Raw genomic sequence first — 22,065 nt, 5'->3', positions numbered from 1 at the left:
ACCCTCGGCCCAGGCGTACGATCCGTGGTCTTCGTGAATGCCGCTCCCTGGTGGTTCACCACCCAACGCCAGTTGCGACAGGGTTAACAGTACAACAGGGCACCTTTGGGCCGCAGGTAGGCTGTTATGTGTGACTGAATCCGCGCTCCCATCTGAATTTGTTGTAACCCTGTCCTGCCCCGATCGTCCCGGCATCGTCTACGCCGTCGCAGGAGCGCTGCTGGAGGCGGGCTGCAATATCGCCGACTCCCAGCAGTACGGGAGCCCCAGCACGGGCAACTTCTTCATGCGGGTGGAAGTCACTACGCCCTCCAGCCAGGCCGACGTCGAAGCCAAGATGCGTCCGGTCGTCGAGAGCTTTGGGATGGATTGGCAGATTAATCCGGTGGGCCGGAAAGTCCGCACCCTGCTGCTGGCATCCAAGCAGGGACACTGCCTCAACGACCTGCTCTTCCTGCAGCGCTCTGGCACCCTGCCTATCGAGGTGCCTGCCATCGTGTCGAACCACAGGGACCTTGAAGGCCTGGCTGAGTTCTATGGCATTCCCTTCCACCACATTCCCGTGACGGCCGCGACTAAGCCGGAGGCCGAGGCCCAACTGCTGGACCTCATTGCCGAACACGGCATCGAACTCACCGTCCTGGCCCGGTATATGCAGGTTCTCTCCAATGATCTTTGCTCCAAGCTCAACGGCCGGGCCATCAACATCCACCACTCGTTCCTGCCGTCCTTCAAGGGTGCCAAGCCGTACCACCAGGCTCATGCCCGCGGCGTGAAGATCATCGGCGCAACCGCCCACTACGTCACGGGGGACCTTGATGAGGGTCCGATCATCGAGCAGGAAGTCATCCGCGTGAACCACGCCCGCACGGCCGAGCAGTTCGTGCAGATGGGCCGCGATGTGGAGGGTCGAACGCTGGCGCAGGCAGTGCAATGGCACGCCGAGCACAGGGTGCTCCTGGACGACACCCGCACGGTGGTCTTCAACTAAGGCTTCAGCCAGGCCGAACCTGTTCAGTCGTCCTGCCGCAGCCGTACGCTGAGGGCATGGACGGGGACAGAAAGCGAAGCGACGCCGAAGCCCGGTTAGCGGCGTTCTACGACCTTGAGGCGGCAGTGCGGAACACCCGCCCAATGACCAGGGAACGGGTGAAGCACCAGGAAGAGTTCATCAAATTCCTCAAGGCTGAACACCGTCACGGCATCCTGGAGCTTGGCTGCGGGCCCGGCATCGACGGCCTGAAGTTCGTCCAGGCCGGGATCCACTACACGGGTGTGGACCTGTCGGAGGAGCATGTCCGCCTGACCAGGGCCAGGGGGCTGGACGCGTCAGTCGCAAGCGGCCGGGACCTGCCGTTCGCCGACAGCGCCTTCCCGGCCCTGTGGACCATGAGCACGTTGCTGCATATTCCGAATTCGGAGATTGATGCCGTCCTGGCCGAAATGGTTCGGGTGACGGCGCCCGGGGCGCCGATCGCCGTCGGACTCTGGTCAGGCAACGACGAGGAGGTCCTGAATCCGGAAGACATCGAGGAACCGCGCCGCTTCCACAGCCGCCGGAGCGACGAGACAGTGAAGCGGATCTTCGGCGCACACGGCACGGTGGAGCATTTCGAAACCTGGCCCGAGGGTGTGGGGACGGAGTCAGGACCCGGAGGCGGAAAGTGGGTCCAGCACTACCAGTACCTGATCCTTAGGACGCCGTCCTAGTTAGGAAGGTGCAGTCCACTAGGCTGGCTCCATGGCTCCCGTTTATGAATTTGCCGGCACTTTCCCGGTCATCCCTGACACCGCCTTTGTGGCGCCCACGGCCTCGATCATCGGCAACGCCACACTCGGCCAGGAAGCCAGCGCCTTCTACGGTGTCTCGGTCCGTGCGGACACGGCCGCCATTACCGTGGGCGACGGCAGCAACCTGCAGGACAACGTGGTGCTGCACGCCGATCCGGGCTTTCCCTGCTCGGTCGGCGCCGGAGTCAGCGTGGGGCACGGCGCCGTCGTCCATGGCTGCACAGTGGAGGACGACTGCCTCATCGGCATGGGCGCCACAGTCCTCAATGGCGCGGTGATCGGCACGGGTTCGCTGGTCGCAGCCGGGGCCGTCGTGCTGGAAGGTACCGTAGTGCCGCCGCGGTCACTCGTCGCCGGTGTTCCGGCAAAGGTACGCCGGGAGCTCAGCGAGGAAGAGTTCGACGGCGTCAAGGCCAACGCCGCCCGCTACGTGGAGCTCGCGGCATTGCACCGCGAGCTCCACAATCGATGATCTAGCCTGTCGAACTCCAGGTTTCGACAAGCCCTACCAACAGCAGGTCAGTCCAGGCTGATCGGGCCCAGTTCGTCCAGCAGCTCCCCCGGTCCCGGGTTGCCCGGTGCGGATGAGCCACCCAGATGGTTCACCACACCCCAGACCGCGTTCAGCCCGGTGGTGATGGCGCCCTCGGCCCAGCCCGCGGTGAACGAGACATCATCCCCGGCGAGGAAGATACCGCGCTGGCTTTCCGGCAGCTCGTCCTGCTTGAAGTGGCTGAAGAGGCGCTGCTGGTAGCGGTAATGCCCCGGGAGGTTGGCCTTGAAGGCACCCATGAAGTTGGGGTCTGCCTCCCAGGACACCGTGATGGGCTGGCCCACGATGTGGCTGGCAATGTCCACATCCGGGTAGATCTGCTTCAGGGAGTGCAGCATCAGGTCCACGCGCTCGTGGGCGTCCAGTGCCAGCCACTTCAATGCGTCGTCGTTCCAGGTGTAGGACAACAGGATGACGGCGGGCTTGTCCGGCCCATTGTCCAGCAGGTAGGTAGCCCTGTTCAGCCGGTCCGTGAGGGTCATGGACATCTTTTCGCGGCCGGTCGCCGGGTCGATGTCCTTCCAGAACGGGCGGTCCACCATGACAAAGGTCTTGGAGGATTGCATGTAGTGGGAGCGCTCGATCGCCGTCCACAGCTCAGCCGGGAACAGGGATTCCTCGGTATGGATACGGGTGGAGAGCAGCCAGGACTGGCAGGTGGTGACGACGGCAGGGAACGCCGTCTCGCGGCCCCAGCGTTCGCGGACGAGGAGGTCGCCGTTTTCGGCCCGGGCGATCCGGTCCACCGCGCCGCGCGGCGACCCGGAATGCAGGGATGCCAGGGACGTGCCGTCCGGCCAGTAAGCCATGCCCGACGGCGCGTGGTTCCAAAGTGCCTCGGGGAGCCGCTGCGCTCCGCCCTCGATGAGGCGATGCTGGTCGTCGGCGTCGGTGTACACGACGCGGAGGATTTCGAGGATGGAGTTGGGGAAGTCCGTGTCCCAGCCGCCTGTTCCGAAGCCGACTTGGCCAAATGCCTCCCGGTGGGCGAATCCTGCCTGCTTGAAAGCCTCACTGGCGGCGATGAAGCCGTAGAAGGTCTGTTCGTCCAGCAGCGGCAGGAGTCCGTTCCAGAGTTCCTTGATCCGAGCGGTGTCGCGTGCCCGAATGGCTTCCTGCATTTCGCTGAACTTGGCACCGTCGTTGACCGCGGCCTTCCAGGCGTCGGCAACTTCATGGAAGAAGGCGGGGAGGTCGGCTGGGGTTTCGGCGAAGTGCTTCTCTCCCGCGAGTTCGATCACTGTGCTGGACGTGGCCGGGGCCAGGGGGTTGGGGAACGCCTTGGTTTCCAGCCCCAGCAGGTCCACGTAGTGGTAGAACGCCTTGCCGGACACCGGGAAGCGCATGCCGCCCAGGTCCGCCACTACGCCGGGAGCTGAGGGGAAGCCCGCGGTGCGGAGCCGGCCACCAATTTGTTCCGCTTCGTAGACCACCGGGCGGAGGCCGAGCTTCATGAGTTCGTAAGCCGTGACAAGACCAGACAAGCCGGCGCCCACCACTGCTACCTCAGCGCCGTACAGCTCCGGCGGTACCTGGCCCAGCCCTGCGGGGTGGGCGAGGTAATGGTCGTAGCTGAACGGGAAGTCCGGGTTCAGCATGGTGATCGGGGCCCGGCCATCGGGGTGGCCGGCTTCGAAGGCTGGCTGGCCTTCGAAGGCAGGCTGGCTAGCTTGGTCCGGAATGAGCTCGGTGGCGATGGTCATGAAAGGTCTGCCTTCACGAGTTCGGGGCTTGCAGCCCGGGTGGTCAGGTCGCGGTAGTCCTGCTCACTGAGAGCGGCCACGCGGGAGTTGCGGCGTCCGTAGCCGAGGTAGATTGCGGTTCCTACCAGCATCCAGGCTCCGAACACGATCCAGGTGTCGGCGCCAAGGTTGGCCATGAGGAAGGCGCACATCAGGGTGCCGAGGACCGGAGTCAGCGGGTAGAGCGGGACGCGGAAGGTACGTTCCAGGTCCGGCCGGTTCTGCCGCAGGTAGATGACGGCGACGTTCACGAGGGCGAACGCGAACAGCGTGCCGATACTGGTGGCGTCGGCCAAGGCTCCAAGCGGCACAAGTCCTGCCGTGATAGCGACGGCGATGCCCACGATGATCGTTCCGGCCACGGGAGTTCCGGTGCGCCGGGAAACGCGGCCGAAGATCCTGGGCACCATACCGTCGCGGGACATGGAGAGCAGGATGCGGGTTTGGCCGTACAACACGGTGAGGACGATCGAGGCGATGGCCAGGACAGCTCCGGCGGCGAAGACGAGGGCGATCCACGGCTGCTGGGTGGTTTCTTCAAGGATCTGCACCAGGGCGGCTTCGGTGCCGTCGAACCAGCCCCAGGGGCGTGCACCGACTGCGGCCACGGCTACCAGGACGTAGATGCTGGTGACTATCACCATGGAGAGCATGATGGCTCGCGGGAGGTCCCTCTTCGGGTTCCTGGCTTCCTCACCGGCCGTGGAGGCGGCGTCGAAACCGATGTAGGAGAAGAAGACGGTGGAGGCGGCGGCGGAGACGCCCGCGGCGCCCATGGGAAGCAGCGGTTCGAAGTTGCCGGCGTTGAAGGCGGTGAAGGCCACGGCGCAGAAGAACACGAGGATGCCGACCTTGATCACGACGATCGCGGTATTGATCCAGGCGCTTTCGCGGGCGCCGCGAACCAGCAGCACCATGGCCAGGAGCACAATCACCACGGCAGGGATGTTGACCAGGCCGCCGTCACCGGGAGGCTGCGACATGGCATCCGGCAGCACTTGGCCAAAGACGGCAAGTGTCTCGTTGACGTATTGCCCGGCACCGACAGCGACGGCGGCTACGGACACTGCGTACTCGAGGACGAGGCACCAGCCACAGATCCAGGCCATGCCCTCGCCCATTGTGGCGTAGGCGTAGGAGTAGCTGGATCCCGCCACGGGGACCAGGCCGGCCATCTCGGCGTAGGACACGGCCGAAAGCAGTGCTGCGAGTCCGGCGATGACGAAGGAAATCCAGATGGCGGGGCCGGCCAGCGGCACCGATTCGCCCAGGATGACCAGAATGCCGGTGCCGAGCGTGGCACCGACGCTGATCATGGTCAGCTGAAGCACGCCGAAGCTGCGGACCAGCGGCGTGCCGCCTTCCCCGCTTCCGGCCTCGTTGACCATTTGTGCGATGGGCTTGCGGCGGAGCAGTTGCGCGCCGAGCCGCGGCCTTGCCGCGCTTTCGGTCGTTTGCTCTTTGGTGGTTACAGGCACAGTCACCGTTGACGTCCCTTCTAGGTAGTTGGTGGTTCCCGTGTCCAACAGTACGGCTGTGAGGCAGCTCTCAACCTTGTGCAAAATGACCTATAGTGGTCAACCATGAGACAGAATGCACAATCACAAACTGCGGCAAAGACGCCGCTCACAGGCCAGGTCACCGTCGACCTCTCCGCTATTTCAGACAATGTCAGGGCCTTCAGGAAGCGCAGCAAGGCGCCGCATTTCATGGCTGTAGTCAAGGGCAATGCCTACGGGCACGGGCTGATCGAAGTGGCCAGCACCGCCGTCGAAGCCGGGGCCGACTGGCTGGGGACCGCGCAACTGAGCGAAGCGGTGGCCCTACGCAAGGCGGGCATTACAGTGCCGGTCCTGTCGTGGCTCTATCTGGCATCCCAGACGAGCGCGGCTATCCGGGAAGCCCTGGAATACGACGTCGACCTCTCGCTGGGAAGCGTGGGCCAACTGGAGGTCCTGACAGGCATTGCACGGCAGCTGGGGCGGCCTGCCGCAGTGCACCTGGAGCTCGACAGCGGCCTGAGCCGCGGCGGTGCCAGGGTTGAGGACTGGCCCGGACTGGTGGCACGAGCCCGGCAGGCCGAACTGGACGGAACCCTAAGGGTCCGTGGTGTCTGGACCCACCTTGCCTGGGCTGACGTCCCCGCCCATCCCGGCAATGCTGCCGCCGTCGCGGACTTCGAGGCCGCCGTCGAGGTAGCCCGCGTGGCCGGCCTCAGGCCGGAACTCAGGCACGTCTGCAGTTCAGCCAACATCCTGGAACGGCCGGGCTTCCATTTCGATATGGTCCGGGCCGGACTGGCCATCTACGGGCTCGCACCGGCGGGCCACCTGGACCCGGCCGACTTCGGGCTGCGACCCGCCTTGTCCGTCACGGCGCCACTCGTGATGGTGAAGAAGGTTCCCGCCGGCACGGGCGTGAGCTATGAACACCAGGCAATCACCTACGAACCAAGATTCCTGGGACTGATACCCCTCGGCTATGCGGATGGGATTCCCAAGGGCATCAGCGGCCGGAGCGTGGTGCGGATCGGCAATCGCCAGGTTCCAGTGATCGGCAAGGTCTGCATGGACCAGTTCATGGTTGACCTTGGACCCGACGTCGGCGAAATCGCAGTTGGTGACACAGCTGTGCTATTTGGCGACCCCGGCAGCGGCGCGGCCAGCGCGGACGAATGGGGAGCCGCGATCGGAAGCCACGGTGACGAAATCATCAACAGGATTGCTCCGCGCCTCCCCCGCGTTTACGAGTCCGACGTCCACGAGTGCCCCGACTACCAGGAGCCCCTGATCGAACGGAGCGGTCATGCAGTCTGACCCCGCCGGCCGCCTGAGCTTTGTGACCCTGGAGCAATTCCTGGCGCAGCTGCCGCCCGAGCTGAAGATCCTTCACGACGGCGGCAGCGGCGCCGAGCTGCTCCGGTGGGTTGAACCCAGCGAGCTCGGAGACCCCACCCCGTACCTGGTCGACGGGGAGCTGGTCCTGACGTCCGGGCTTCCCTTCTTGGGGGAAGGCGGCAGCCGCGGAAAGGTGGATGCCTATGTTGAGCGCTTGGTCCGGGCAGGGGTGGCGGCATTGGGCTTCGGCATCCAGCCGTATTTCGACGCCGTCCCCCAGGACCTTCTGGCCGCATGCCGCAAGCACAACCTGACCCTGCTGGAAATCCCGGAATCGCTGCCGTTTGCCGCGATCGGCCTCCAGTTCTCGCAGCTGCTGGAGTCGGACAATGCTCGCGTCTTCCGGCAGCTCGCGGAAACCAACAGGCAGCTTATGCGGGCGGTGCTTTCCTCCCGCCCGGAACATGAGCTGCTCGCCGTGCTGGTCCAGCGCGTCCCGGTCTGGGCGATGCTTTTCGGTGCCGACGGGCGCGTTCGTGCACGCGGGCACAACCGGGCGGGCGGGCGCACCGGCGTCGAGCCCTCCACCCTCGCACCGCTCCTTGACCGACTCCTGTCCGGGAGCGGCCCTAGGGTGGAAACGGACAGCTTCGACATCCCGGGCTCAACCCTCGTAATGGGACATCCGCTGCGAAGCACCAAGGATGCCAACCTCGGTGCGCTCATCCTGGGATCCGACGCGCCACTGACGGCGGCGCAGAACAGCGTGGTCTCGTCAGCCGTCGGACTGCTGGAACTCCTGGTGAGGCAGCGCACCAGCGGTTCGCTGGCTCCCAGCCAGCTTGCGACGGCGGTGCTGCTGCACCCGGACAGCCTCATCACCGGCGGGACCCGCCACATCAACGGCCTCAAGGACCTCCTGGCCCAAAGCCTCTCATCCACCCGTTCCGCCCCCATCCGCGTGGTGCAGGGCATCAAGGTGGATGCACCCGACTGGCCTGCCGGAGACAGTCCCGTCCGCGAACTCCTGCAGTGGCGTCGCATGTTCGATACCAAGCTCGTGGAGATTACCGAGTACGGATTCGCCGCGATCACCCGCCTCAAGGTCGACGACGCCCTGCTGGCCGACGTCGAACGCCTCGGCTGGCGCCTGGTGATTGGCGATCCCGCTGAACTCACGGATCTGCCGGAGGCGTATCGGCGGGCGGCTTCACTCCGCGCACGAGTGAAGTCCAGCGGGACGAGCGCCCGCGTTGGTGAGGAAAGCTGGTCCGTCACCGGGCTGTTGGGGCCTGAGGCCGGCACGATGCTCGCGGCCCGCCTGCTGGAACCGATCCTTGCCCTGGAACCTGACCGCAGGGACCCGCTGTTGGCGGTACTGCGCGGCTGGCTTGGGGAAAATGGCAGCTGGGACGGTACCGCGAAGGCGCTCGGCCTGCACCGAAACAGCGTGCGTCGCCAGATCGGCGTCGTCGCGGAACTGCTCGACACTGACCTGAACCAGGCGCAGGTGCGCGCAGAACTGTGGATCGCCCTTCAGTACGTGGATGAGCTCCTGGCCGCCTAGCTGTACTGATCAGGGAGGTTGGTTAGCCGGCTACTATGCCCGCGCCGGCTACAGCCCCGGTAGCCGGCTACAGTCCCCAAGCTGCGTAGAGGTCCGGACGGCGTTCGCGCAGGTAAGGTACAAGGTTTCGGGCTGAGGCGACAGCGTCCGGGGAGACCTCCGCGAAGATGAGCTCCGCGGACTCCCCGGCCTCGGCCCGGACTGCCCCGTCGGGTCCAGCCACGATGCTGCCGCCAAGGAACCGCTCCCCAGACGATCCTCCACAATGGTTGGCGTAGGCCACATACACCTGGCTCTCGAGCGCCCGCGCCCTGAGCAGTACCTGGGGTACCGAGTCAAAACCTTCCGCCAGGGCGGTCGGAACGAGGAGCAGCTTCGCGCCCCGCACGGCCGCCGCGCGCACGGTCTCGGGAAACTCGGCGTCGTAGCAGATCAGCAGGGACACTTTAAGGCCGTTGAAATCGACGGCGGCGGGAGGCGCCGCGGCAGGCACGAACGCCTTTCGCTCTTCCTCACCAAAAAGATGGACCTTGGCGTATTCCAGCAGCACGGCGCCCGAGGCATCCAGGAGGGTGGCAGTGATGTGCCAGTCTCCTTCCGGGCCCACGGCAGGAAGGCTATAGACCAGTCCGATGCCGCAGGTCGACGCGATCCTGGCCAGCTCGCCCCTAATAGCAGGGAGCTCCATGGGATCAATCCCAGCCCTAACTCCGAGGGGCTCGTACCCTACAGGGAAGAGCTCAGGAGTCAGCAGGATCGCAGCGTCGGCGGCTGCGGCGTGCTGCGCGGCGGAGTCGATCACCTTCAGGTTGGCGTCGACATCCAGGGGCGCGGCACTGGCCTGCAGTACGGCAAGCAGCATCATGACCACCTTGTCTAGGAATTCCTCGGAGGCACTGCCGCCCCGTGCGGCGGCGCCTTGTTCCTCCAGAGCTTGTTCCTCCAGAGTAGGCACCGCCATCGTCGGCGCCGGTGGATGATTGGACCCGGCGGACTGCTCTCCAGGACATAATGCACCCGGCTGGCGCTCCCCTTTTCCAGCACCCTGCCGAAGCTGTATGCGGACGAGAAGTCCACGCCAAGGCTGTTACTTGCGTTAACTTCTTGACTACAACGATGGAATGGTGCACGCTTCTTGTCATGCCCGCAACACCGCGCTCAACGAAGAGCAGGCCCCCAAATCCTGGTTCGCAATCAGCTCTTCGGCACCTGAACCAGCAGCGCATCATTGAATGCCTGCTCAACGGCCCGTCCACCCAGGCAGAATTGTCCCGCCAGACAGGTTTGTCCACTGCCACGATCTCCAACATCGTCAGGATCATGCAGGGCGCGGGACTCGTTTCCACGGAACCGACCACCAGCTCCGGCCGCCGGGCACTGAACGTGAGGCTGAACAGCAACGGAGCGCTCGCCGTCGGAATCGATTTCGGCCGACGACACCTGCGGGTAGTCCTCGCCTCCCTCAGCTACCACATCATCGCCGAAGAATCAGTGGAACTTCCCCTCGGCCACCACGCCGAGGACGGCATCGCCGCCGCCGTCGACCTCCTGGACAAACTGCTCTTGGAAAGCGGGGTGGACCGTAGTGCCGTGGTGGGCGCAGGTGCCGGCATTCCCGGGCCCATCGACCGGCGGTCCAGTACCGTCGCCCAGGGCGCCATCCTGCCTGAGTGGGTGGGGATCCACATCCTCGAGAGGCTCGAAAAAGCCTTGGACATGCCCGTGTTCGTTGATAACGACGCCAATCTCGGGGCATTGTCGGAAGTGACGTGGGGGCCCCATGGCGGGGTCAGCAACCTGATGTTCCTCAAGATCGGCTCGGGTATCGGCGCTGGCCTTATCCTCAACGGTGCCCCCTACTACGGCACAGTCGGAATCACTGGCGAAATAGGCCACGCCACCATTCACGAGCATGGCCTCGTCTGCCGCTGCGGGAACAGGGGGTGCCTGGAAACCATCGCCTCTACCACCACCATGATCGAACTCCTGAGCCGTGGCCGCGGCGAGCCTTTCGGGCCCGACAAGATCGTCAGCGACGCCCTTGCCAGGGACTCCGCAACCCTGCGGGTGGTGGACGACGCCGGACTGGCCGTCGGCCGCGCGTTGGGGAATGTGGCCAACCTCATCAACCCCGAGGTCATCGTTGTGGGCGGCCCCTTGGCAGGACTTGGCAACTTGCTGCTGGACCCGATCCACAGGGGGCTGGTCCGCCATGCCGTGCCCGTCGTAGGTGAGACCACACACCTTGCGATGTCTTCCCTCGGCGCCCGGGCGGAAGCCTTGGGGGCCGCGGCCCTGGTATTTCAGCACGCCGGAATCGCGAGGGCATAGCCATGCAGGATAGCGAAGTACATCAATTCGTTATCCCGTTATTGCGTTCAAGTCTTGACGACAAGACCTGTGATCAAGTTTACTTTCTCATCAGACAGCCCCTTTTCTTGGGGAGACAACGACGTCACGCATTGGAGGCGTAAGGGCGTATGACCACCCCCACAACGCAGAGCGAGCCCCTCATCCTGGAAATGCGGTCGATCACCAAGGAATTCCCTGGTGTCAAGGCGCTTTCGAACGTGAACCTGAAGGTCAAGGCCGGCGAAATCCACGCAATCTGTGGCGAAAACGGAGCCGGCAAGTCCACCCTGATGAAGGTTCTGTCAGGGGTTTATCCCTACGGAAGCTACTCGGGCGACATCATCTACCAGAACGAGGTCCAGCAGTTCAAGGACATCCGGGCCAGCGAGCACGCTGGCATCGTCATCATCCACCAGGAGCTGGCGCTGATCCCCGAACTCTCCATCACGGAGAACATCTTCCTGGGCAACGAGCCCACCAAGCGCGGCGTGATCGACTGGGCCGAGGCCCGCCGTCGTTCCCTTGAACTCCTGGCTCGAGTGGGACTGCGTGACGATCCCGATACCCCGATCAAGGAAATCGGCGTCGGCAAACAGCAGCTCGTGGAGATCGCCAAAGCGCTCAACAAGTCGGTCAAGCTGCTCATCCTGGACGAGCCCACGGCTGCCCTGAATGAATCCGATTCCCAGCACCTCCTGGACCTGATCCTGGGGCTGAAGGCCAAGGGCATCACCTCGATCATCATTTCCCACAAGCTCAATGAGATCGAACAGATCGCCGATTCGATCACCATCATCCGCGACGGCAAGTCCATCGAGACACTGAACGTCAAGGCCGACGGCGTGGACGAAGACCGGATCATCAAGGGCATGGTGGGACGTACCCTGGAGTCCCGCTTTCCGGACCACGAGCCGAAGATCGGCGAGGTGTTCTTCGAAGTCAAGAACTGGACGGTGGGACATCCGCAGATCCCGGACCGACTCGTCTGCAAAAACTCCAGCTTCTACGTCCGCCGCGGCGAGATTGTAGGTTTCGCCGGCCTGATGGGTGCCGGGCGAACGGAACTGGCCCGCTCGGTGTTTGGCCGCTCCTACGGACGATTCATCTCCGGACACATTTACGTTGACGGCAAGGAAGTCCACCTGCACAACGTCCGCCAGGCCATCGACGCCGGACTCGGCTATGTGACGGAGGACCGCAAGACCCTCGGCCTGAACCTGCTCGATGACATCAAGACCACCACGGTCTCGGCCAACCTGAAGAAGATCAGCAAGAACTTCGTCGTGGACGCCAACAAGGAATTCGCTGTGGCTGAGCAGTACCGCAAGTCGCTTCGCACTAAGGCACCCACGGTCCAGGAGGGCGTGGCCAAACTTTCCGGCGGAAATCAACAGAAGGTGGTCCTGGCGAAGTGGATGTTCACCGAGCCGGAGCTCCTCATCCTGGACGAACCTACCCGAGGCATTGACGTCGGCGCCAAGTACGAGATTTACGGCATCATCCAGCGACTGGCCAACCAAGGGAAAGGCGTAATCGTCATTTCCTCGGAGCTGCCCGAGTTGCTGGGCCTCTCCGACCGCATCTACGCGATTTTTGAAGGTGCCATCACTGGCGTACTGAACAAGGACGAAGCCACCCAGGAAAGCCTCATGAAACTCATGACTTCCTCCCGCAAAGCCGCCTGACCCTGGCAAGCACCCGACTCCGGACACAAGGACCCAAAACAATGAACGCGCTCAAGAAGCTGTTTGGCGGCAATACCCGCCAATTCGGCATGATATTCGCCCTCGTTGCCCTGATCGTCTTCTTCCAGATCTTCACGGAAGGCCGCACCCTCACTCCCGGCAACGTCATCAACCTCTTCAACGGCAACTCCTACATCCTGATCCTGGCCATCGGAATGGTCCTCGTGATCATCGCCGGCCATATCGACCTTTCCGTCGGATCCGTGGCCGCCTTTGTCGGGGTCACGGTGGCCCTCGCGATCCGCGACTGGGGCATCCCCTGGTACATGGGTGTCCTTCTCGGCCTCGGCCTGGGAGCACTGATCGGCGCCTGGCAAGGGTTCTGGACCGCCTACGTAGGAATTCCGGCGTTCATCGTAACGCTGGCAGGCATGTTGCTCTTCCGCGGCTTCAACCAGTTCGTGGGCAAGTCCAATACCATCCCCGTCCCGCAGGACTTCCAGTACCTGGGCTCCGGGTACCTGCCTGAGGTGGGGCCCAACACCGGCTACAACAACCTGACACTGCTGCTCGGCCTGATCGCCGTCGCCTTCGTGGTCTATGGCGAGCTGCGTGCCCGCCGGAACGCCAAGGCATTGGGCGCCGAGGTCCCCGAGGGCTGGGTGATGGCCACGAAGCTGATCCTGATCTGCGGCGCCATCCTCTACGCGACCTACTTGTTCGCCACCGGCCGTCCGGGAACGTCCTTCCCCGTTCCGGGCCTCATCCTCGCCGTCCTGGTGCTGATTTACGGCTTCATCTCCTCCAAGACAGTCGTCGGCCGCCACATCTACGCCGTCGGCGGCAACCGGCACGCCGCGGAGCTCTCCGGCGTCCAGTCCAAGAAGGTCAACTTCCTGGTCATGATGAACATGTCCATCCTTGCCGGACTAGCCGGCATGATCTTCGTCGGCCGCTCCACAGCCTCCGGTCCGTTCGACGGCGTCGGCTGGGAACTGGATGCGATCGCGGCTGTATTCATCGGCGGCGCTGCAGTGACCGGCGGCGTGGGCACCGTCATCGGCTCCATCGTTGGTGGCCTCGTGATGGCCGTCCTGAACAACGGCCTCCAGTTGCTCGGCGTCGGAGCCGACCTCACCCAGATCATCAAGGGCCTCGTCCTCCTCGCGGCCGTCGCCTTCGATGTCTACAACAAAACCCAGGGCAAGAAGTCGATCATCGGCATGATGATGAAGAACTTCGGCCGGACCCCCACCGTGCTCCAGCCCGACGAGACGACGAAAACCAAGGAAGTCATCTCCAAGGAAGTATGAGCGGCTTCCGCAACAACTGCTCCACCCCACCCACAAAGAAAGTGAACCAAGTTATGCGAACATTTCGTAAAGCAGGAAAGGCTGCAGCAGTAGCCGCAATCGCAGCACTGGCGCTGACTGCCTGCGGTCGCACGGACACCGGCACAACTGGCGGTTCCACGGGCGGCGGAGAAGCCTTCCCCAAGGACTCCTCGATCGGCGTCGCCCTTCCTCAGAAGACCAGTGAGAACTGGGTGCTGGCGGAAAAGCTGTTCAATGACGGACTGAGCGAGGCAGGGTTCAAGCCGGACGTACAGTTCGCTAACGGTGGCGTTTCCGAGCAGCAGAACCAGATCAGCGCCATGGTCACCAAGGGTGCCAAGGTCCTTATCGTGGGAGCCATCGACGGTTCACAGCTTGGCAGCCAGCTGAAGCAGGCCAAGGACTCCGGCGCGACCATCATCGCATATGACCGCCTGCTCCTGAACACGGAGAACGTGGACTACTACGTGGCCTACGACAACTTCAAGGTCGGTGAACTGCAGGGCCAGGCGCTGCTGGACGGACTCAAGGAAAAGAAGCCCGACGGACCGTACAACATCGAACTATTTGCCGGGTCCCCCGACGATGCCAACGCGAAGGTCTTCTTTGACGGCGCCATGAGCGTCCTGAAGCCGAAGATCGACGATGGCACCCTGAAGGTTCTGTCCGGCCAGACGTCCTTTGAACAGGCAGTGACCCAGGCATGGAAGGGCGAAAACGCGCAAAGGCGCGCCGATACCCTCCTGGCGGGCAGCTATGGCACGGCCTCCCTAGATGGTGTGCTGTCCCCGAATGACCTTCTGGCCCGCGCAATCCTGACCTCTGTCAAGGCCGCCGGCAAGCCGGTTCCGGTCATCACGGGTCAGGACTCCGAGGTTGAGTCCGTCAAGTCCATCCTCGCTGGCGAGCAGTACTCCACCATCAACAAGGACACCCGCAAGCTGGTAGAGCACGCCATCACCATGGTGAAGGACCTCCAGGCGGGCAAGAAACTTGAGATCAACGACGACAAGTCGTACAACAACGGCGTCAAGACCGTTCCGGCCTACCTTCTGGAACCGGTCATTGTCACCGCTGCAAACGTGAAGACGGCCTACGTGGACGACCCGATCCTGGGCCCGATCACCAAGTAATCCCTCAGCACCACCGAAGCCCCGGTCCGCCTCCTGGCGGACCGGGGCTTCCTGCCCGGGGGCTTCTTGCCTCCGGGGCTTCTTGTTGCTGGACCCCGTCCAAGCTGGGACTACTTGCCTTCCTCGACCTTGATTACGCCGGGTCCTGAAAAGTTCAGCACGGCGTTACGCACTGCCGACGGCGACTTCAGCGCCTGGTACCGGTATTCGACGGCGGGGTCCCACCCGACGTCGGACGTAAACGAGTGCTGCGTCCAGTCCGGAGCAGGGGTGCCGGCCGCCTCGGCTTCGGCAATCGCTTCGGCTTTATGCTTCTCGAAGGAGTCACCGGCAATTGCTTCCAGGTCGGCGGCCTCACCGTTGAACCAGGAGCCACGGTCGCTGAACATGTGTCCGTTGTAGCTGCTGACCATGATCGATTCATCCGCGTTCGGACCCGTGTAATCGAAGGCGTTGTATTCGGAGAAGATCCGTGACTCGTAGCCGGCTCCCATGAAGTAGCTGTGACCGCCCTGGGCCTCGCTGATCATGGGATAGCCGGGGTCCACTGTGCTGCCCACGAAGTAGTTGTTCAGCATGTGCACCTGCCCGAAGCGTACCCGCGGTCCACGCTGCTGGGTGTTCTGGAAGAGGTTGGAGATGTAGCTGACGCGCAGCTTGCCGCCGTCCTTGTCCACATGTTCATCCCCGGAGCCAAGGAGGCTGGTCTTGTCGTGGTCGCGGAGCTGGCTGTTGGAGATGGTCACGAAGTCCGTGCCGTCCTTCAGGTCAAGCAGCCCGTCGTGCCGAATGACCGGTTCGTTCCGGAAGCCCCGCGGAGCTTCGCTGTCCGGGAAGCGGCCGTCGCTGAGCAGCACATGGTCGATCCAGATGTGGTCGGATGTCACCGCAGAGAACGCGTCGAAGCGGGCGTTCCAGGCGCCGTCGCCGTCGTCTGGAGACCAGGATGTGAACCAGTCCACCGGAGCCTCCATGCTCAGGTTCCTGATGACCACGTTGCTGGCCACGTGCAGGACCACGTTGGCGCCGATCAGTCCGGCGTCGTCGCCAAGTCCAAGGAGCGTTGTGTTACTAGGCAGGTTCACCTCGATCTGGCGCTTCATTGCATTGCTGCCCTGCTGGCGAAGCTGCCGCATCCTCTTGCAGTAGCCGAAGGCCTGGTCGCTCCAGGTCCTGCCGCCGTCGAGGAAGCACGACATGTACTTGGCGATGTCGTAGCCGGGGCCATAGTCCTGCTCGCCCAGGATGCGGCCGTCGGCAGCTTCATTGCCGTTGATCGTGCCGCGAACGTAGATGACTTTCGGGGCGGTCGGCGCGCCGTGGTTGGCCGCCGCAGCTTTGAGCTCGGCGAGCGTGCTGACCACGTAGATATTCTCCGGGGGCGCCTCGGAGCCGCCGTTGGTTCCGGGCCCGACGGCGGCCCAGCCGGTTGGCGCCGCATCGTGGACGGACGCTGTGCTTGAGCCGGCCGTGGTTCCAGAATCGGCGACTCCTGCCGGCGCGGGCGCCAGGAGTGTTCCAAGCGCGACGGCGAGTGCCGCCGTCGCGCTCACAGTCTTCACTGGACTCATGGTCTTGCCGGGTTTAGGACGTGCATGTGTGGACTTCATTGGCCTGTTTTCCGGCATGCCGAATAGCGCGCATGCCTGGTTGAGGATGAGCGGGTGAATGAGCGGAGGTGCTTATGCTGCAGCTTGCCTTCCCGTTTTCCCGACCAGGGAAATGCAATGAGAGAAAACGGTTTCTCAGCGAATCCATTATGTCCCGGAACCTCAAGCCCGTGTCAAGGGCCCGGTTCGACAAGGGGCGCACGTGTCAAGGGCCCAACTGAGGGCCGGACCTTCACAGCCAACACATAGCTCCGCCCTCCCCTGCACACAGGAGGCCGCGGAAGTCCTGGAGCCAACAGCCCGCCGGACAGGTGCGGGCGCCGGTTCCGTAGGAGTACAGTGAGCGTCCTTGCGCGCAGTGTGGGCAATGCCTTCCGTAACAAGATCAGAACGGCGGCGATTGTGGCCGTCCTCGCCGTGGCTATCGGCCTGGCTTTGGCCATGCTCGTCGCCAACCAGGCCGTCGCCGCCAAGGTCCAGGAACTCAACGCCTCAGTGGGCACGGTCCTGACCGTGAACCCTGCAGGAGGCCAGGGTTTCGAAGGGGGCGGCGAACCCCTAACCCAGGAACAGGCCGCCACGGCCGCCGCCGTTCCCAACGTCGCCTCCGTGGTCGGCACCAAGGCGCTGCGCCTGGGGACTGAGACGGCAACGACGTCGGGAACTAACGCCGGGAGAACCCCGCCCACTGGACCGGGCGGTGGCGGACCGGGAGGCCAGTCGGCGGCGGCAGCAACCACCAGCCTGCAGGCGGCCATCGACGCCGGAACCCTCGGGAACCGCAACGGCGCCGGAGGCACCGGCACGAACACCGGGACGACAGGCACGCAAACCGCCCCTGCCTTCTCCCTGCCGATCACGGCCACGGGCATCGGCGCAGAGGTCGACAGCACCGGCAAGGCCCTCACCATCATCGATGGCACAGGCCTGGGCGACTACAGCGCAACAACCGGCAAGGCCCTGCTCGGCACCACATTGGCTGAGAAGAACGGGCTCACGGTCGGCTCCACCTTCACCATCAACAGCCAGGCCTTCACAGTCGCCGGCACCTTCGATTCCGGCACAGCGTTCGGGAACAATGCCCTGTACTTGTCCTTGGCTGACGCCCAACACCTCGCCGCCCTGCCTGGTGAACTTTCCAGCATGATCGTCACCGTCGACAGCATGGAAAACGTCGAGAGCACCAAGACTGCGCTGGAGAACGCACTGGGCACGGACAAGGCCGATGTCACCCAGGGCCAGCGGAACCTCGAGACCGCCGCCAGTTCGCTCAACAGCGTCAAGGGCATCTCGCTCATAGCCTTCGTAGCGGCCCTCGCTACCGCGGGGATCATCATCCTGCTCATCATGGTGATGCTGGTCCGTGAGCGTCGGCGCGAGATCGGCGTCCTCAAAGCCATCGGCGCCCGCAACCGCACCATCGGACTGCAGTTCGTCCTGGAGGCGCTGGTCCTGGTTGCCCTCGGAAGCACCGTGGGCGCCGCGGTGGCATCCTTCGCCAGCGGCGGGATCGCCTCGGCCCTCATCAGTTCCAACAGCGCCACGGCCGCAGCGGCCACCCCGAGGGGTGCGGGTATGGGAGGCGGGTTCCCGGGAGGCGCCCAAGGCGGTCCCTTCAGTGGCACGACACAGCTCCTGACGTCGGTCTCGGCCAATGCCTCCCCGCCCGTCATCGCGGCCGGCATTGCCGCAGTGTTCGGCGTCGCCATCATCGGCGCGCTGGTCCCCGCGCTTCTGACCGCCCGCATCCGCCCCATCGAAGTCCTCCGAGGAGAGTAGCCATGATTGTCGTCAAGGACCTTGTCCGCCAGTTTAAATCCGGAGACCGGACCATCAAGCCCGTCAACCGCGTCAGTTTCGGACTTGAGAGGGGCACACTGGCCTCTATCGTGGGGAAGAGCGGCAGCGGAAAAAGCACCCTCCTGTCGCTCCTGGGGGCGCTGGACAAACCGACGAGCGGCGATGTCGTCGTCGACGGCATGAGCCTCGCCGGGCTGCCGGACGGCAAACTGACCGAGTACCGGCGTCGGGATATCGGGTTCGTGTTCCAGCAGTTCAACCTGATCCCCAACCTTTCCGCCGTGGACAATGTCATGCTCCCCATTGAGTTCGCCGGCGTCCGCAAGGTGGCCAGGCGGCAAAGGGCAGGCGAGCTCCTGGAGCAGGTGCAGCTCAGCCAGGACAAGCACGGCCGCCGCGTCAACAGGCTCTCCGGGGGCGAGCAGCAGCGCGTTGCCATCGCGCGTGCGCTGGCAAACGAGCCCAAGCTCATCCTGGCGGACGAACCCACAGGCAACCTCGATGAGCAAACCGGCGAACACATCGTCGAGCTCCTCAAGTCGCTCAGCCGGGACCACAACACCACCATTCTCGTGGTGCCCCACGACAGGGGGCTGGCGAACAAGACCGACCGCCGGTTCCGCCTACAACAAGGCAGGCTGTCGGAGGAAACCGTCCGTGGCGGTGTACGGGAAACTTCCCTGGATAGCGAGGGAGTTCCGGCCCAGGCAGGGACGGCCGCAAGTGTCGGAGGCTGTGCCGGATAAGGCAGCACACCCAACTGCCGTACCCCACCCAACGCCGTACCCCACCCAACTGACTCGCATTAGTTGTCGTTATGAGCCCTCATAGCGACAACAACTGCGAGTCAGTTGCGGTCTTCATATTGAAGGCGCCGTCGACGCCAAGGACCCGGGCAATGGCAGGATAGGCGGCATGAGTGCGCACATTCCCAAGCCGTGGTTGTTCAGTCAGTTGAACCAGGATCCCCGTTCCGCCACTGGACAGAAATTGCGTTGGGGTATCGTCGCCACCGGCGCCATCGCCAACTTGGTTGCCGAGGACCTGTCGCAGCTGGAGGATGCTGAGCTGTACGCTGTCAGCTCCCGCACTCAGGAAGCAGCCACTGCCTTCGCGACTGCGCGAGGCTTTGGCAAGGCGTACAGTGACGACGACGGTGTGCCCGGCTACCAGCGCCTGTTCGACGATCCGGCCGTGGATGTCGTCTACGTCGCCACTCCCCATGCCCAGCACTTCGAAATTGTGAAGGCCGCACTGCTTGCCGGAAAACACGTGTTGTGCGAGAAGGCTCTGACCATCAACGCGCGCGAAGCTGCCGCGCTGGCCAAACTCGCCCAGGAGCAGAAGCTCTTCCTGATGGAGGCGGTCTGGAGCCGCTTCCTGCCAAGCATCCAGCGTGCCCTCCACATTGCAGCATCCGGCGAACTGGGCGACGTCCAATGGGTCAGCGCCGACCTCGGCTTTCCCGCGCCCTACTCCCCCACCGCGCGGCTCTGGTCACCGGCCGCCGGCGGCGGTGCCCTGCTGGACATCACTGTTTACCCCATGCTGTGGGCGCTGGGAACCCTTGGCTTCCCACAGGCGGTCACCGCCGTCGCCAGCCTTAACGACGACGGCGTTGACTCGCAGAATGCCCTGACGCTGAGTTACGCGAATGGCGCCCAGGCGCAACTGACCTCCTCGCTGCTGGCCCATGGCCCACGGAATGCTACTGTCGCCGGTTCACTCGGATTCCTTCAGACCAACGGATCCATCAACAATCCGAGGGGAATCTCTGTGCGTTCGGGCTGGGACGAGCCCCGGACGGAACGGTTCGATGTGGTTGGCATCGGCTACACGTATGAGCTCCGCGAAGTGACTCGTTGCATCCAGCAAGGCCTCACGGAAAGCCCTGTGATGCCCTTGGAACACTCCGTCAACACAATGCGCATCTTCGACGGTGTTCGGTCCCAGCTGGGCATCCGTTACCCTAACGACGCACGTTAGGAACGGGCACTGTATGCGTTGTTACCAGAAATAGTAAGTTTGCTTCAGAAAGTTCCGTCAGAACGCCCGCAACCTCTGGACTAACGATTTTCACCGGTCTTAGGATGTAGGCGACCGACGGTTTGCCGGTGACGCTGGGGGGTGTCGAGATGAACGATGAGCGCACACGACCGCGCGCTCTCCGTATTCTCCGCTCAGTCCTGCTCGCCGGAGCCGGGAGTGTTGTGTGGCTCGCCCTATCGGCGAACGGCGCTAGCGCCGATTCCGGATCCGGAATTCTTGATGAGCTCAAGCCGGTCACGTCTGCAGCCACGCAGGCTGTCCATCGTTCTGGGGACTCCATTCCCAAGGGTCTGGTCCAGCTTCCGTCCGTGACGCAGGAACAGCCGGCCGCGCCAGCCGTGCCCCCCGCACCGCAGCCGCGTCCCCTCCCGCAGCCACCGTCAGTGATCCAGCAAGTTCCGCGCCCGGAACTGCCCGCCGTCGTACCGTTGAGCATTCCCGTGCCGGAACTCCAGCCTGTGGTGTCGGAGCTGGCAGGCACGATAGATCTTCTCGTCGCGGAAGCTCCGGTCATCAATGAGGTGGTTCCGGAAGTTTCCGAAGTACTTTCTCCCGTCTCTGATCCTGTGCTTGGGGCCGTGGACGAAACAATAGGCACTTTGGCTCCGGCGATCGATGAGGCGATCGAGCCGCTGGTCGATCAGGTCATTGATGTTATTCCCGACCCCGCTAAAGACGTCGTCGAACCACTCTTGCAACGGTCATTTAGCCACCCTGAGGCGGTTCCCTCCCTGCTGACGGCAGGTTCCGCTTCCGCCGTCGGCGCCGTTTTGGCTGCCACCAACGCGGCGGGCGTTCCCGGATATTCCTTTGATCGCGTCTTCCATTCGGGACGGGCCAGCCCGGCGACGACGGTACATCCTACCGAGCCACGACTGCAGGAAGAGGGATCTCCTACAGGTCCGCCGCTTCTGCCTGACGGCCACGCCACAGGATCCGGCAGCAGCGCCGTGAATCCGTCCGCTTCATCAGCAGCATGGATCCAGGAAAACGTTGTCAGCCCACCCCCAACGTGGACCATTACAGGGTCCGTAGAGGGCGAGCGACATATCAAGCCGGTATCGTTCGACCCCGGTTCTTCTCCCGGCTAGTTGCCTGACCGTGCCGCGTTGGAATATTCCGGCTGCGGCAAAAGGTCCTATGGGCGCACTCCGATCTCTGGATGAATGCCCAAACAACTAGTTTTTCAGGAGAAATCGATATGAACTCCAACATTCGAAGAGGGCTGCTTGGCACCCTCTTCGCCGGAGGGCTTCTGGCCCTCGGCGCAACCGCGGCCAACGCGGATACGACTCTCACAACAGGTGATATTGCCGCCCCCGCGTCAGTCACGGACGCCAACGTGACCGTCCTCGAAACGGGCACCGGAGTACTCGGCGACGGCGGGGTCCTGGGCAATGACACCACCGGCGCAGACGCCAGCGTGGCCAGCCTCGATACAGGTGCCTTCGTCGATGGCGTAGCAGTCGGCGGAACCAGTGGAACTGGCGTTGCAGAAACGGGCGCGATCGCTGTCCCGGTGACTGTGACTGACGCCAGTGCCACCATTCTCGAAACCGGCACCAACACCGGCACCGGAGTACTCGGCGATAGCGGGGTCCTCGGCAACGAG

The 22,065-nt window shown here is 63.8% G+C and carries 17 protein-coding genes and 1 pseudogene; 14 read left to right on the top strand and 4 right to left on the bottom strand.

Annotated features, from left to right (window positions below):
* Positions 1-130: 130 nt before the first annotated feature.
* Genes purU through J7E82_RS16570 form a run of 3 tightly spaced genes read left to right on the top strand, consistent with a single transcriptional unit; the run spans position 131 to position 2,263 of the window.
* On the top strand, positions 131-991 hold the full coding sequence (purU, locus tag J7E82_RS16580) for a formyltetrahydrofolate deformylase (RefSeq protein ID WP_308113908.1): 861 nt from the start codon (positions 131-133) through the stop codon (positions 989-991).
* 56 nt (positions 992-1,047) lie between these two features.
* Positions 1,048-1,710, top strand: coding sequence for a class I SAM-dependent methyltransferase (locus J7E82_RS16575; RefSeq protein WP_214864589.1), 663 nt, complete (start codon positions 1,048-1,050; stop codon positions 1,708-1,710).
* Positions 1,711-1,741: 31 nt separating this feature from the next.
* On the top strand, positions 1,742-2,263 hold the full coding sequence (locus J7E82_RS16570) for a gamma carbonic anhydrase family protein (RefSeq protein ID WP_214864587.1): 522 nt from the start codon (positions 1,742-1,744) through the stop codon (positions 2,261-2,263).
* A gap of 47 nt (positions 2,264-2,310) precedes the next feature.
* On the opposite strand, the gene J7E82_RS16565 is transcribed toward J7E82_RS16570, so the two are convergent.
* Positions 2,311-4,047, bottom strand: coding sequence for a flavin monoamine oxidase family protein (locus J7E82_RS16565; protein WP_374223630.1), 1,737 nt, complete (start codon positions 4,045-4,047; stop codon positions 2,311-2,313).
* Positions 4,044-5,474, bottom strand: a complete 1,431-nt coding sequence (locus J7E82_RS16560) for an amino acid permease (RefSeq protein WP_251042026.1) — start codon at positions 5,472-5,474, stop codon at positions 4,044-4,046. Before J7E82_RS16560 ends, J7E82_RS16565 begins: the two co-directional genes overlap by 4 nt.
* A gap of 195 nt (positions 5,475-5,669) precedes the next feature.
* On the opposite strand from J7E82_RS16560, the gene alr reads away from it, so the two are divergent.
* Entirely contained in the window at positions 5,670-6,902 is a 1,233-nt protein-coding gene (alr, locus tag J7E82_RS16555) for an alanine racemase (RefSeq protein ID WP_214864583.1), read from the top strand.
* On the top strand, positions 6,892-8,490 hold the full coding sequence (locus tag J7E82_RS16550; protein WP_214864581.1) for a PucR family transcriptional regulator: 1,599 nt from the start codon (positions 6,892-6,894) through the stop codon (positions 8,488-8,490). Before alr ends, J7E82_RS16550 begins: the two co-directional genes overlap by 11 nt.
* A 67-nt stretch (positions 8,491-8,557) precedes the next feature.
* Here J7E82_RS16550 and J7E82_RS16545 read toward each other — a convergent pair whose 3' ends face one another.
* A complete protein-coding gene (locus J7E82_RS16545; protein ID WP_214864697.1) occupies positions 8,558-9,352 on the bottom strand; it encodes a nitrilase-related carbon-nitrogen hydrolase in 795 nt (264 codons plus the stop codon).
* A 278-nt stretch (positions 9,353-9,630) separates the two neighbouring features.
* Here J7E82_RS16545 and J7E82_RS16540 point away from each other — a divergent pair, with 278 nt between their 5' ends.
* The 4 genes from J7E82_RS16540 (at position 9,631) to J7E82_RS16525 (ending at position 14,994) form a co-directional block, all read left to right on the top strand.
* Positions 9,631-10,821 carry an ROK family transcriptional regulator gene (locus J7E82_RS16540; protein WP_214864579.1) on the top strand — a complete coding sequence of 397 codons (1,191 nt, stop codon included), beginning with the start codon at positions 9,631-9,633 and terminating at the stop codon, positions 10,819-10,821.
* A gap of 149 nt (positions 10,822-10,970) precedes the next feature.
* Positions 10,971-12,527 (top strand): multiple monosaccharide ABC transporter ATP-binding protein, encoded by a 1,557-nt coding sequence (mmsA, locus tag J7E82_RS16535; RefSeq protein WP_214864577.1) that lies wholly within the window; start codon positions 10,971-10,973, stop codon positions 12,525-12,527.
* Between the two features lie 41 nt (positions 12,528-12,568).
* A complete protein-coding gene (gene mmsB, locus J7E82_RS16530) occupies positions 12,569-13,840 on the top strand; it encodes a multiple monosaccharide ABC transporter permease (RefSeq protein WP_214864575.1) in 1,272 nt (423 codons plus the stop codon).
* Between the two features lie 53 nt (positions 13,841-13,893).
* Positions 13,894-14,994, top strand: coding sequence for a sugar-binding protein (locus J7E82_RS16525; protein ID WP_214864573.1), 1,101 nt, complete (start codon positions 13,894-13,896; stop codon positions 14,992-14,994).
* Positions 14,995-15,104: 110 nt separating this feature from the next.
* Here the strand turns inward: J7E82_RS16525 and J7E82_RS16520 are convergent, their stop codons facing one another.
* Positions 15,105-16,604 (bottom strand): polysaccharide lyase family 1 protein, encoded by a 1,500-nt coding sequence (locus tag J7E82_RS16520; protein WP_251042020.1) that lies wholly within the window; start codon positions 16,602-16,604, stop codon positions 15,105-15,107.
* A 339-nt stretch (positions 16,605-16,943) separates the two neighbouring features.
* Here J7E82_RS16520 and J7E82_RS16515 point away from each other — a divergent pair, with 339 nt between their 5' ends.
* The 5 genes and pseudogenes from J7E82_RS16515 to J7E82_RS16495 all read left to right on the top strand — a co-directional run.
* A complete protein-coding gene (locus J7E82_RS16515) occupies positions 16,944-18,383 on the top strand; it encodes an ABC transporter permease (RefSeq protein ID WP_214864571.1) in 1,440 nt (479 codons plus the stop codon).
* A 2-nt stretch (positions 18,384-18,385) separates the two neighbouring features.
* Positions 18,386-19,150: an ABC transporter ATP-binding protein gene (locus J7E82_RS16510; protein WP_214864569.1), complete on the top strand. Its 765-nt coding sequence runs from the start codon at positions 18,386-18,388 to the stop codon at positions 19,148-19,150.
* A 169-nt stretch (positions 19,151-19,319) separates the two neighbouring features.
* Entirely contained in the window at positions 19,320-20,390 is a 1,071-nt protein-coding gene (locus J7E82_RS16505; RefSeq protein WP_214864568.1) for a Gfo/Idh/MocA family protein, read from the top strand.
* A 149-nt stretch (positions 20,391-20,539) separates the two neighbouring features.
* On the top strand, positions 20,540-21,544 hold the full coding sequence (locus J7E82_RS16500; RefSeq protein ID WP_214864567.1) for a hypothetical protein: 1,005 nt from the start codon (positions 20,540-20,542) through the stop codon (positions 21,542-21,544).
* Between the two features lie 110 nt (positions 21,545-21,654).
* Positions 21,655-22,065: pseudogene (locus J7E82_RS16495) on the top strand (hypothetical protein); the annotation flags it as partial.

It is taken from the genome of Arthrobacter sp. ISL-30, assembly GCF_018613855.1.
Taxonomy (GTDB): domain Bacteria; phylum Actinomycetota; class Actinomycetes; order Actinomycetales; family Micrococcaceae; genus Arthrobacter.
This window is presented reverse-complemented; position numbering and strand designations above follow the sequence as displayed.

Bases quoted from the DNA above. Each gene is read 5' to 3' on its own strand.
- mmsB (WP_214864575.1), top strand. From the start codon at position 12,569: ATGAACGCGCTCAAGAAGCTGTTTGGCGGCAATACCCGCCAATTCGGC.
- J7E82_RS16550 (WP_214864581.1), top strand. From the start codon at position 6,892: ATGCAGTCTGACCCCGCCGGCCGCCTGAGCTTTGTGACCCTGGAGCAA.
- alr (WP_214864583.1), top strand. From the start codon at position 5,670: ATGAGACAGAATGCACAATCACAAACTGCGGCAAAGACGCCGCTCACA.
- J7E82_RS16565 (WP_374223630.1), bottom strand. From the start codon at position 4,047: ATGACCATCGCCACCGAGCTCATTCCGGACCAAGCTAGCCAGCCTGCC.
- J7E82_RS16510 (WP_214864569.1), top strand. From the start codon at position 18,386: ATGATTGTCGTCAAGGACCTTGTCCGCCAGTTTAAATCCGGAGACCGG.
- J7E82_RS16540 (WP_214864579.1), top strand. From the start codon at position 9,631: ATGCCCGCAACACCGCGCTCAACGAAGAGCAGGCCCCCAAATCCTGGT.
- mmsA (WP_214864577.1), top strand. From the start codon at position 10,971: ATGACCACCCCCACAACGCAGAGCGAGCCCCTCATCCTGGAAATGCGG.
- J7E82_RS16520 (WP_251042020.1), bottom strand. From the start codon at position 16,604: ATGAAGTCCACACATGCACGTCCTAAACCCGGCAAGACCATGAGTCCA.
- J7E82_RS16570 (WP_214864587.1), top strand. From the start codon at position 1,742: ATGGCTCCCGTTTATGAATTTGCCGGCACTTTCCCGGTCATCCCTGAC.
- J7E82_RS16505 (WP_214864568.1), top strand. From the start codon at position 19,320: ATGAGTGCGCACATTCCCAAGCCGTGGTTGTTCAGTCAGTTGAACCAG.
- J7E82_RS16500 (WP_214864567.1), top strand. From the start codon at position 20,540: ATGAACGATGAGCGCACACGACCGCGCGCTCTCCGTATTCTCCGCTCA.
- J7E82_RS16545 (WP_214864697.1), bottom strand. From the start codon at position 9,352: ATGCTGCTTGCCGTACTGCAGGCCAGTGCCGCGCCCCTGGATGTCGAC.
- J7E82_RS16560 (WP_251042026.1), bottom strand. From the start codon at position 5,474: ATGGTCAACGAGGCCGGAAGCGGGGAAGGCGGCACGCCGCTGGTCCGC.
- J7E82_RS16575 (WP_214864589.1), top strand. From the start codon at position 1,048: ATGGACGGGGACAGAAAGCGAAGCGACGCCGAAGCCCGGTTAGCGGCG.
- J7E82_RS16525 (WP_214864573.1), top strand. From the start codon at position 13,894: ATGCGAACATTTCGTAAAGCAGGAAAGGCTGCAGCAGTAGCCGCAATC.